General features: G+C 62.5%; 8 protein-coding genes and 1 tRNA gene. 8 read left to right on the top strand and 1 reads right to left on the bottom strand.

From position 1 onward, the window contains the following. Positions 1–35 precede the first annotated feature (35 nt). Positions 36–111, bottom strand: a tRNA-Arg gene (locus tag CQ011_RS16550). Positions 112–263: 152 nt separating this feature from the next. Between CQ011_RS16550 and argS the strand changes: the two genes are divergently transcribed. The 8 genes from argS to prmC all read left to right on the top strand — a co-directional run bounded on the left by argS (position 264) and on the right by prmC (position 11,665). Next, a complete protein-coding gene (gene argS / locus CQ011_RS16545; protein ID WP_105678811.1) occupies positions 264–1,904 on the top strand; it encodes an arginine--tRNA ligase in 1,641 nt (546 codons plus the stop codon). A gap of 4 nt (positions 1,905–1,908) precedes the next feature. Next, positions 1,909–3,330 carry a diaminopimelate decarboxylase gene (gene lysA / locus CQ011_RS16540; RefSeq protein WP_105678810.1) on the top strand — a complete coding sequence of 474 codons (1,422 nt, stop codon included), beginning with the start codon at positions 1,909–1,911 and terminating at the stop codon, positions 3,328–3,330. Continuing rightward, positions 3,331–4,620, top strand: coding sequence for a homoserine dehydrogenase (locus CQ011_RS16535; RefSeq protein ID WP_105678809.1), 1,290 nt, complete (start codon positions 3,331–3,333; stop codon positions 4,618–4,620). 1 nt (position 4,621) lies between these two features. Then, positions 4,622–5,722, top strand: a complete 1,101-nt coding sequence (gene thrC, locus CQ011_RS16530) for a threonine synthase (RefSeq protein WP_105678808.1) — start codon at positions 4,622–4,624, stop codon at positions 5,720–5,722. Positions 5,723–5,821: 99 nt separating this feature from the next. Continuing rightward, positions 5,822–6,754: a homoserine kinase gene (gene thrB, locus CQ011_RS16525; RefSeq protein WP_105678807.1), complete on the top strand. Its 933-nt coding sequence runs from the start codon at positions 5,822–5,824 to the stop codon at positions 6,752–6,754. Between the two features lie 331 nt (positions 6,755–7,085). Continuing rightward, on the top strand, positions 7,086–9,569 hold the full coding sequence (rho, locus tag CQ011_RS16520; RefSeq protein ID WP_105678806.1) for a transcription termination factor Rho: 2,484 nt from the start codon (positions 7,086–7,088) through the stop codon (positions 9,567–9,569). Between the two features lie 148 nt (positions 9,570–9,717). After that, positions 9,718–10,794 carry a peptide chain release factor 1 gene (prfA, locus tag CQ011_RS16515; protein ID WP_105678805.1) on the top strand — a complete coding sequence of 359 codons (1,077 nt, stop codon included), beginning with the start codon at positions 9,718–9,720 and terminating at the stop codon, positions 10,792–10,794. Continuing rightward, positions 10,757–11,665, top strand: coding sequence for a peptide chain release factor N(5)-glutamine methyltransferase (gene prmC / locus CQ011_RS16510; protein ID WP_181148170.1), 909 nt, complete (start codon positions 10,757–10,759; stop codon positions 11,663–11,665). The genes prfA and prmC overlap by 38 nt, the downstream gene beginning before the upstream one ends. Positions 11,666–11,676: the final 11 nt, after the last annotated feature.

Genomic DNA, 11,676 nt, shown 5'->3' with positions numbered 1-11,676 from the left:
AAAAAGGCCCCGCAGTGACTGCGGAACCTTTTTGCTGGTGCCCCTGAAAGGAATCGAACCTTCGGCCTTCTGCTCCGGAGGCAGACGCTCTATCCACTGAGCTACAGAGGCGTGTTGCTAAGCAACAGGAAAAATACTATCAGGTGATCGCGGCATCTGCGCAATCCATCTGGGCCACACGGGCCAGTCAAATGCCTACAGCATCACAAGCGGTTATGTCATGAATGCCTAAGAAGTGCACGAAAAACCGCTATTCTTGTACGGTGACTCCTGAAGAACTCTCCGCTGCCATATCCGCATGCCTTTCGCAGGCCGTAGCCGCCGGCGAAATCGCCGTCGAAGTACCCGACACCGTACGCGTCGAGCGACCCAAAAGCCGTGAGCACGGCGACTGGTCCACGAACATCGCGCTACAACTGGGTAAGAAGGCGTCCATGGCGCCGCGCGACTTCGCGGCCATGTTGGTGCGACGACTTTCCGAGGTGGAAGGCATCGGCGGCGTAGAAATCGCCGGGCCTGGCTTCCTGAATATCACCCTGGATACCGCCGCCGCCGGCGAGCTGGCGCGCACCATCGTGGAGGCCGGGGATCACTTCGGCCACAACCAGGCGCTGACCGGCCACGTGGTGAACATGGAATTCGTCTCCGCAAACCCGACCGGACCGTTGCACATCGGTCACACCCGCTGGGCCGCGCTGGGCGATGCGATCGCCCGCGTACTTCGCGCATCTGGCGCACAGGTCACCAGCGAGTACTACATTAACGACGCCGGCAACCAGATGAACGTGTTTGCACGTTCGGTGTACAACCGGATGCATGGCCTGCCGGTTCCCGAGGGTGGCTACCCGGGCGAGTACATCAAGGAGCTGGCGGACATTGTCTTGGCCCAAGCCCCGGAACTTGCCGAGCAGGACGAAGAAACCGCGCTGCCAAAGCTGCGCGAACTTGCTTACACCGCGCAGCTGGCGGACATTAAGTCCACGCTGGCAGACTTCGGCGTGAACTTTGACGTCTTCTTCTCCGAAAGTGCCTTGCACGATGGCGGAGCGGTAGCCGACGCGGTGGCCCGCCTACGCGAACAGGGCCACATCTTCGACCTAGAGGGCGCGGTCTGGCTGCGCACCACCGACTTTGGTGATGACAAGGACCGCGTGCTGATCCGCGCGAACGGGGAACCAACCTACTTCGCTGCCGACGCCGCCTACTACCTGTCCAAAAAAGATCGTGGCTTCAGCGAAAAGATTTACCTGCTGGGCGCGGACCACCACGGTTATGTGAATCGGCTTAAGGCCATCGCCGCCTGTGCCGGCGACGACAAAGAGGCGAACATCGAGGTGCTGATCGGCCAATTGATCAGCGTCAACGGTGCGAAGCTGTCCAAACGTGCCGGCAACATCATCGAGCTGCGCGATCTGATCAACTGGATTGGTGCGGACGCGCTGCGCTACTCGCTGGCGCGCTACCCGGCCGATTCGCCGATCGCGCTGGACCCGGAACAGTTGAAGAAGAACACCAACGACAACCCGGTCTTCTACGTGCAGTACGCTCATGCGCGCTCCTTCGGCGCCTCGGCCAACGCACAGGCCAAGGGCGTCACCCGCGAATCCTTCGACGCCTCGCTGCTCACCGACCCGAGCGAAAACGAGTTGTTGGCGGTGCTTGGCCAGTTCCCTTCGGTGGTTGCCGGCGCCGCACAATCACGCGAACCACACCGCATCGCCCGCTACCTGGAACAGGTCGCCGGCGCCTACCATTCCTGGTATGCCGCCACCCGCGTCACCCCGCTGGGCGACGGACCGGTCGAAGAAGTGCACCACACCCGGTTATGGCTCAACGACGCCACCACCCAGGTTCTGGCCAACGGACTGTCACTGCTGGGCGTCTCCGCGCCCGAGAGGATGTAATTTTATGACCGCTTCACCGCTGGCTCCGGCCTGGCTCTCTTTCCCGACCGACGTTAACGCACTGCGCGAGATTCAGTGGGCCGCCGGGGTTTCCCGGGGTGCTACCGGAGAGCTTGCGGTGCAGGGGTTGGCGGTGAGCGCGCTGGCTAAGGAATTTGGCACGCCGCTCTTTGTGATGGACGAGGATGACTTCGCCGCGCGCGCCCGAGGGTTTAAGACCGCGTTCGACGCAGCCTTCAAGGAACTCTGCGGGGGCGTGGACGTGTACTACGCCGGCAAGGCGTTTTTGTGCACCTCCGTGGCCCGCACCGTGATCGCTCAGGGGTTGCGCCTGGATACCTGTTCGGGTGGCGAACTTGCCGTGGCCGCGGCCGCCGGGGTGCCCGGAGCCAAACTCTCGCTGCACGGCAATAACAAGTCGGTCGCGGAGATCACCCGCGCGCTCAATATGGGTGTGGGGCGCATCGTGATCGACTCGCTCGACGAGTTAGAACGCGTGATTCTCATCTCTAGCGAGCTCGGCGTGAGCGCCCAGGTCATGCTGCGGCTGACCCCCGGGGTGCACGCCTCCACCCATGAGGCGATCGCCACCGCGCACGAGGACCAGAAGTTCGGGCTCTCCATACAGCCCGGAGTCACCGGTACCTCGCCGGCCATGCAGGCGATCGCGCGCGCCATCGAAGCGCCAAGTATCAACCTGCTGGGCCTGCACGCGCATATTGGTTCACAAATTTTTGAGTCAGACGGTTTTGCGATCGTCGCCCGCACGATGCTGGGCATCCTCGCCCAGGTGCGTGAAATTCATGGGGTGAGCCTGCCCGAGCTGGACTTAGGCGGCGGCTATGGCATCGCCTACACCGAGGCAGATACCCCCTCCACCCCGGCGATCCTTGCCGGGCAGATGGCGGCGGTGGTCGCGCAAACCTGTGCCGAGCTCGCGCTGGATTGCCCGCGCATCTCGATCGAACCGGGACGTGCGATCGCCGGACCGTCGACCTTCACCCTCTACGAGGTGGGCGTGCTTAAGGACGTCAACGTCGAAGACGGTTCCGGGTCCACCAGCCCCCGGCGTTATGTGTCGGTGGACGGCGGGATGAGCGACAACGCCCGCCCGGTGCTCTACGACGCGGATTATTCGGCGGTGCTGGCCAATCGTATGACGCAAAACGACGCAATTATTTCTCGCGTAGTTGGGAAACACTGCGAGTCAGGTGACATAGTCGTGAAAGACGTTTACCTGCCCGACGACGTAGCCGCCCAAGATTTACTGGCGGTTCCGGGCACCGGCGCCTATTGCTGGGCGCTGTCTAGCAACTACAACTATCTGACCCGTCCGGCGGTAGTTGCGGTGGCCGACGGCGCAGCCCGTTTGATCGTGCGCAGGGAAACCGAATCCGATTTGTTGGCCCGTGACATGGGAGTTTAAGTGAGCGGTGAAAAAAGCCTGAAGGTCGCCCTACTAGGTTGCGGCACGGTGGGTGCACAGGTGGCCCGAATCCTGATCGAGGACGGTGGCGCGCTGGCGGCCCGCAGCGGCGCCAGCTTGGAACTGACCGGGATTGCCGTGCGCAACCTGGACGCCAAGCGTGATGTGCAGCTTGATGCCAAGCTCTTCACGCTCGACGCCGAGGCGTTGATCGATTCCGCCGACGTGGTCATCGAACTGCTCGGCGGGATGGAACCAGCCGGGGCGTATATCGAACGTGCGCTGGCCCGCGGGGCGAGCGTGATCACCGGTAATAAGGCGTTGATCGCCGCCCGCGGGGCACAGCTGAACGCCGTGGCCGCGTCCACCGGAGCGCAGCTGCGCTACGAGGCAGCGGTGGCCGGCGCCATTCCGATCCTGCGTCCGATCGCCGACTCGCTGGCTGGCGACCATATTAACAAGGTCATGGGCATCGTTAACGGCACCACAAACTTCATCCTCGACGCGATGGATTCCACCGGTGCGGCCTTTGACGACGTGCTCGCCGAGGCGCAGGCGCTCGGTTATGCCGAGGCCGATCCCACCGCCGACGTGGGCGGGCTCGACGCCGCCGCGAAGGCAGCAATCCTCGCCTCGCTAGCCTTCCACACCACCGTCTCCTCGGATCAGGTGCACACCGAAGGCATTACCGAGGTTTCGGCCGCCGACGTGAGCGCAGCTGCCGCCGCCGGGTATGTGATCAAACTTTTGGCGATCGCAGAAAAGCTTGAGGCGGGCATTTCGGTGCGCGTCTACCCGTCGCTGATTAAGCGCGATCACCCGCTGGCCTCCGTACGCGGCGCGTTCAACGCGGTGTTTGTTGAGGCAGAAAACGCTGGCGACCTGATGTTCTATGGTGCCGGCGCCGGAGGAAACCCGACCGCCAGCGCGGTGATGGGCGATGTGGTCGCCGTCGCGCGGCAGCTGGCCGCCGGGGCCCCGTTGCCTCATGGCTCGGCCGATACCGCCGCGCAGTTGATCGATTTCTCCGCGATCAGCACCCGCTACTGGATCGGTTTGACCGTTTTTGACGAGCCCGGTGTGCTCGCTCGGATCGCTGCGATCTTTGGCGAACACGGGGTCTCGATCGAATCCATGAACCAGCAGGCTGCGCTCGGCGACGGTCCGGCCGCGCTGCGCATCCTCACCCACCAGGGCACCGAAGCTGCTCTGGCCTCCACCGTCGCGGCGCTCAAGGCGTTGGACGCGGTGGACACCGTTCTATCCGTAATGCGAGTTGAAGGAAACTAACATGGCTCATCAGTGGCGTGGAGTCATCCGCGAATATGCCGACCGTCTGCCGGTCGATGAGAACACCCAAGTGGTCACGCTCGGCGAAGGTGGCACCCCGTTAGTCTTCGCCCCGGCGCTGTCACAGCTCACCGGTTCCGAGGTATACCTCAAGGTCGAAGGGATGAACCCCACCGGTTCGTTCAAAGACCGTGGAATGACGATGGCGATGACCACCGCGGTAGCCGCCGGCGCGAAGGCTGTAGTCTGCGCTTCCACCGGTAACACCTCGGCCTCCGCCGCCGCCTACGCCACCCAGGCCGGGCTCAAATGCGCGGTGCTGGTCCCGGAGGGCAAAATCTCCATGGGCAAAATGTCCCAGGCGATCGCCCACGGCGCGGACATCATCCAGATCGACGGCAACTTCGATAACTGCCTGGACGTCGCGCGCAAACTCAGCGAAAGCTACCCGGTGTTCTTGGTGAACTCGGTGAACCCGGCGCGTATCGAAGGCCAGAAGACCGGCGCCTTTGAGGTGGTCGACTCCTTGGGTGACGCACCGGATTACCACGTGCTTCCGGTGGGTAACGCCGGCAATATCACCGCCTACTGGAAGGGCTACAAGGAGTACGCGGCTTCCTACACCAACCAGGCCGGGCAGGTGCTCGACGCGGTGTCTTCCAAGACCCCGATCATGTGGGGCTTCCAGGCCGCCGGGGCCGCCCCGATCGTCCTAGGTCACCCGGTCACCGAGCCGGACACCATCGCTACCGCCATTCGCATCGGCAACCCGGCCTCCTGGGAACAGGCAGAGGCCGCGCGCGATGAATCCGGCGGACTGATCGACTCGGTCACCGACGAGGAGATCCTTGCCGCACACCGCTGGCTCTCCTCGCGTGAAGGCGTGTTTGTGGAACCTGGTTCCGCCGCCGGCGTGGCAGGGCTGATCAAGCACCAAGCGGCGGGCAATGTCCCGACCGGCAAGAAGATCGTCATCACGGTCACCGGCCACGGCCTGAAGGACCCGAACTGGGCCCTGCAGAATGCCGACGGCAGCACCGTAGAACCCACGAAGGTAGGCTTCGACGTGGTGGAAGTTGCCACCGCATTGGGTCTGTCCTAACCAATAAGTAGCGGCCCGTCGTGTCCTTAGGGGCGCGGCGGGCCGAGTACTATCACCGGCTTTTCTCTCCAGCGCTAGCGCGCGAACCTCGAAGGAATCATGACGCAGCAGATCGCCCTGGGCCAGCAGATCATCGTGGCCCCACCGGCCACCAGTGCAAACCTCGGACCGGGTTTTGACTCGCTAGGTCTGGCCCTGGAATACCGCGACAGGCTTACCATTCGCACCGCGGAGCGCAGCAGTGTCACGCTCCACGGTGAGGGCGCGGACTCCTTGCCTACCGATGAATCGCACCTGATCATCGCGCAGATCCATAATTACTGGAAGGCGCGCGGTTTTGCGCCGGTGGGTATTGAACTGCACGCGGAGAACAATATTGCTCATGCCCGCGGTATGGGTTCCTCCGCCGCTGCGATCGTCGCCGCTTTTGCCGCCGCCGACGCGCTGCTACCGGCCGGCGCTCAAGGTGGGATTGACGCGATTTTCCAGGCCGCCGCCGCCTGGGAAGGCCACCCGGATAATGTGGCGCCGGCGGTGTTCGGGGGATTGAGTATTTCCACCACCAACACCGACGGAAGTTTTAGTTCCGTGCAGGTTCCGTTGCATCGGGCGGTGCGTGCGGTGCTCGCGGTGCCCTCCAACGGGTTGTCTACCGAGGCCGCGCGTGGGGTGTTGCCGGCACAGATCGACCATGCACAGGCCGCCGCAAACTCTGCCAGTGCCGCCTTGCTGATTCACGCGCTGAGCAATGACCCGGCGGTGCTTTTGGCCGGCACCCGTGACTACCTGCACCAGGATTACCGGGCGGTGGCGATGCCACAAAGCGCCGCACTGCTGGCGGCTTTGCGTGAAAACTCCTTGGCTGCGGTGATTTCTGGTGCCGGGCCGACGGTGCTGACCTTGGTCGCCGATGAGGCCGGGGTGCAGGCCGCACGCGCGGTGATCGAGTCCTTCGCCACAACTTCTTCGGTGGATTGGGACATCAAAGTGCCTGCGTTGGCATCGAACGGTGTTACAGTAGAAGTGCTGTAACACTCAAGGCAGACCGGATTGCTAAGCGCGCTGCGCTGTAGCGAATCCACTTGGCCAGTGTTGACCGGAGGAAACGCGGGTTCCGCACTTCTCTTCGTCCAGCCCTTCCGGATCTTTTCTGCAGTTCACAGCACCCTTGATACCCCATTTTTGTGCACGCTTGTGCCCGGAGGTATCTACCCATTAAGTCCAGTGTTCGCCTCAGGCATTCTATGTGCCGTGAGCGGCGTGGACGGTGTCACAACCACTGTTTACCGGCGGTGGCACCTCATATAAACGGCACAGTGGGTTTGTTTGAACCAGCCCATCCTACGAGTCAGAAGGAACTTTCGTGACCGAAACCACAAGCCTCAACGAAGGCGTGGACACCAAGACTTCCGAAACCAAGAGCGCCGGCCTGGCCTCTTTGAAGATGACCCAGCTCCAGCAGCTGGCCTCCCAGCTCGGCATCACCGGCGGCTCGCGCATGCGCAAAGCCGACCTGGTGAAGTCCATTGGCGATCATCAGCGTGGCGGTTCCATCGCCGCAAAGGACGCAGCGAAAGAATCGGCTAAAACCGCTTCGGCACCTGCCGCCCAGCAAAGCGATTCCGCACAGGCCCCAGCGAAGTCCGAGACCAAGGCACCGGCTAAGGCCACCCGCGGTCGTCGTGCACCGAAGGCAGCCGAAGCACCGGTAGCAACCGAGAACGTTGCCGCGACCGAGGCACCGGCGCCAGCCGCTGAGCAGGCCGAAAAGCCTGTTCGCGCACGTCGCACCTCGCGCCGCGTAACCGATTCGGGCAAGATCAACGCTCCGGCAGCGGTGGAAAACACCGAAACCGCTCAGGCACCTCAGGCACAGCAGACCGAGCAGGCGCCGCAGGCGGACGCCGAGCCGGTTCGCGCTACCCGTCAGCGTCGTAATTCACGCGCCAAGGTTGAGCAGCCAGAAACCAACGAAAACACCGGCTCGGAGGCGCAAGCCCCAGCTGAGCAGGGTGCATCGAACGGTGCTGCCGAGACCGAACAGTCCGGCGAGGCACGCGATGAGCGTCGCGAACGTGGCAACCGTCGCGATCGCAACTCGAACCGTCGTGAGCGTAATAACGACCGCAACAACGATCGTAATGCCGATCGTAATGCTGAGCGTAACGACGAGCAGGCCGGTCAGGATTCCGAGGATCGCACCAACGATCGTAATGATCGCCGTGAGCGTTCCAACGAGCGTCGTGAGCGTAATAACGACCGCAACAACGATCGCAATGCCGATCGTAATGCGGAGCGTAACGACGAGCAGAGCGGTCAGGATTCCGAGGATCGCACCAACGATCGTAACGATCGCCGTGAGCGCTCCAACGAGCGTCGCGAGCGTAACAACGATCGCAACAACGACCGTAATGAGCGCAACGAGCGCACTAACGATCGTAATGACCGTAACGAGCGCAGCAACGATCGTAACGACGAGCAGGGCGGCCAGGATTCCGAGGATCGCTCCAACGATCGCAACGATCGCAACGACCGTAATGCCGAGCGCACCGAGCGTAACCGCAACCGTCGCGAACGCAACCGTAACGACCGCAACGATCGTAATGATCGTGGGGATCGCAACGACCGCAACGACCGTAACGATCGCAATAACCGCAACCGTCGCAACCGCCGTGATGACCTCGACGAGCCACAGCTGAGCGAAGACGATGTCTTGTTGCCGGTGGCAGGCATCCTGGACGTGCTGGAGAACTACGCATTCGTGCGCACCTCCGGCTACCTGCCAGGGACCAACGATATCTACGTGACCCTGGGCCAGGTGAAGAAGTACAACCTGCGCAAGGGTGATGCGATCGTCGGTGCCGTACGTGCTCCGCGCGATGGTGAAACTCCAAACCCACGCCAGAAGTTCAACGCCCTAGTGCAGTTGACCTCGGTGAACGGCAAAAAGCCTGAAGACAACATGGAACGCGTCGAGTTCAACAAGCTCGTTCCGCTGTACCCAACCGAGCGCCTGCGCCTGGAAACCGATCCGAAGCTGGTCGGCCCACGTGTGATCGACCTGGTCGCTCCGATCGGTAAGGGCCAGCGCGGTCTGATCGTTTCGCCTCCGAAGGCCGGTAAGACGATGATCTTGCAGGCTATCGCGAACGCGATCACGGTCAACAACCCAGAGGTACACCTGATGATGGTGCTCGTGGACGAACGTCCCGAGGAAGTCACCGACATGCAGCGCACCGTCAAGGGTGAGGTTATTGCCTCCACCTTCGATCGTCCGGCCGATGACCACACCACCGTCGCGGAGCTCGCCATCGAGCGTGCCAAGCGCCTGGTGGAAATGGGCATGGACGTCGTGGTCTTGCTGGACTCGATGACCCGTCTGGGCCGTGCCTACAACCTGGCTGCCCCTGCCTCCGGACGTATCCTGTCCGGTGGTGTGGATTCGGCCGCGCTGTACCCACCGAAGCGTTTCTTCGGTGCCGCACGTAATATCGAAAACGGTGGCTCGCTGACCATCCTTGCCACCGCGCTGGTGGAGACCGGGTCCAAGATGGACGAGGTCATCTTCGAGGAGTTCAAGGGCACCGGCAACATGGAGCTACGCCTCTCGCGCAAGCTCGCCGACAAGCGCATCTTCCCAGCGGTCGACGTCAACGAGTCGAGCACCCGCCGTGAAGAGCAGCTGATGAGCGCCGAAGAGGTGCGCATCATGTGGCGTCTGCGCCGGATGCTCTCGGGCATCGAACCACAGCAGGCACTGGAAGTACTCACCGGAAAGATCCGCGAGACCGGATCGAACGCTGAATTCTTGATGTTGGTCAACAAGACCACCCCTACCAAGGATTAGCACCGCTGACCGCCATGGCGTTCAGGCAGTTGGCATTCACGCCGACCGCCTGGACGCCATCGGCGCGTCACACCACTTAGACTTTGACTTAGAGTCCGCGACACACGATCCGTGAGCCGGGCACCGCAGAACAGGAAGAACAGCGATTATGTTTGAATCCGTCAAGACGCTACTTCAGGAGCACGCCGCGATTCAGGCGGAGCTCTCAGACCCAGCGGTTTACGCCGACCAGGCTAAGGCCCGCAAGCTCGGCCGACGCTCGGCGCAGCTCAACGGTATCGTCGACGCATATAACCGCTGGAAGACGGCGACCGAAGATCTGGAAACCGCCCAGGAAATGGCCGACGAGGACCCGGATTTCGCCGAGGAGGTCGCGAGCCTGCAGGTGACCTTGCCGGAGCTGGAAGAAAAGCTTCGCCGCCTGCTGATCCCACGCGACCCTAACGACGCACGCGACGTGATCCTTGAGGTTAAGGGCGGCGAAGGCGGCGACGAGGCGGCACTATTCGCCGCGGACCTGCTGCGCATGTACACCCGCTTCGCCGAGCACAAGGGCTGGAAGGTGGAGATGATCTCCTTCAACGAGTCGGACCTCGGCGGCTACAAGGACGCCCAGGTGGCGATCAAGGGTAAGTCCAATGATCCGGCCGAAGGCGTCTACGCGCAGCTGAAGTTTGAGGGTGGCGTGCACCGCGTGCAGCGCGTGCCGCAGACCGAGTCCCAGGGCCGTATCCACACCTCGGCCGCCGGCGTGCTGGTACTTCCCGAGGTCGACGAGCCCGAAGAGGTCGACATCCACGCGAACGACCTGAAGGTCGACGTGTACCGTTCCTCGGGCCCCGGCGGGCAGAGCGTGAACACCACCGACTCCGCGGTGCGCCTGACTCACCTGCCTACCGGCATCGTGGTCGCCATGCAGAACGAAAAGTCGCAGATCCAGAACCGTGAAGCGGCGATGCGTGTGCTTCGCTCGCGCCTGCTGGCCCACCAGCAGTCGATTATCGACGCGGAAAACTCGGCTGTGCGTGCCAGCCAGATCCGCACCATGGACCGTTCCGAGCGCATCCGTACCTACAACTACCCGGAAAACCGCATCGCCGACCACCGCACCGGCTACAAAGCCTACAACCTTGACGCCGTGATGGACGGCGAATTGGAGCCGGTGATCGTATCCTGCATCCAGATGGATGAAGAAGAGCGCCTGGCAGCGCTGGGCGAGCAGTAAGCGCCAGCGAATTCTCGTGGAGCAACTGAATACCTCCCGGCGTACCGCCGCAGCGCAACTTCGCGAAGCGGCGGTACCCTCGCCGGGTGTTGACGCGGAGCTGTTACTGAGTTTTGTGACCGGCGATAGCCGCTCCGAGCTCAAACTGCGCGAACTGCGTGGGGAGAGCCTCACCGAAAAGCAGCACGCACAATATCTGGACCTTGTGAATCGGCGGGCGCAGCGTATTCCGTTGCAACACCTGACCGGTGAAGCGTATTTTCGCTACCTGACGCTGAAAGTTGGCCCCGGGGTCTTCTCACCGCGTCCAGAAACCGAAACCGTGGTGCAGGTCGGACTGGATTTCATCGGCGATGTACAAGGTTCACGCTGTGTAGATTTATGTTCGGGTTCCGGGGCGATCGCCGCGGCGTTGGCCACAGAACTTGATTCCGCGCAGGTGTGGGCGGTGGAGTTATCCGACGAGGCCATCGGCTACACCCGGGCAAATTGTGAACCCTACGGGGTGAGCGTGCTGCATCAAGACGCCTCGGCGCTACCGGCACAACTGCACGGCAGCATCGACCTGGTGATCTCCAACCCGCCCTACATTCCGCCTCATGCGGTGCCACGCGAACAAGAGGTCCGCGAGCATGACCCGCAGATGGCGCTCTACGGTCTGGGCGAGGACGGATTGCAGATCCCACGGTTGGTTTCCGCAGAGGCCAAACGCCTGTTGCGCGGTGGGGGACTGTACGTGATGGAACACGCCGAGGTGCAAGCAGCAAGCGCCGCGGCGATGCTGATCGAACTTGGATTCACACAGGTTACCGGACATCTTGACCTCAGCGGTCGTCCGCGAGCCACCAGCGCCCTGGCCCCGCTGACCTAATAACCGTTCAA

The organism is Arthrobacter sp. MYb213 (assembly GCF_002979915.1).
GTDB lineage: Bacteria > Actinomycetota > Actinomycetes > Actinomycetales > Micrococcaceae > Glutamicibacter.
The sequence above is the reverse complement of the archived record's forward strand: the minus strand, read 5'-3'. Positions and strand labels throughout refer to the sequence as shown.

Excerpts from the sequence above, each read along its gene's own strand:
- lysA (WP_105678810.1), top strand. The coding sequence starts at position 1,909 with ATGACCGCTTCACCGCTGGCTCCGGCCTGGCTCTCTTTCCCGACCGAC.
- thrC (WP_105678808.1), top strand. The coding sequence starts at position 4,622 with ATGGCTCATCAGTGGCGTGGAGTCATCCGCGAATATGCCGACCGTCTG.
- thrB (WP_105678807.1), top strand. The coding sequence starts at position 5,822 with ATGACGCAGCAGATCGCCCTGGGCCAGCAGATCATCGTGGCCCCACCG.
- prfA (WP_105678805.1), top strand. The coding sequence starts at position 9,718 with ATGTTTGAATCCGTCAAGACGCTACTTCAGGAGCACGCCGCGATTCAG.
- prmC (WP_181148170.1), top strand. The coding sequence starts at position 10,757 with ATGAAGAAGAGCGCCTGGCAGCGCTGGGCGAGCAGTAAGCGCCAGCGA.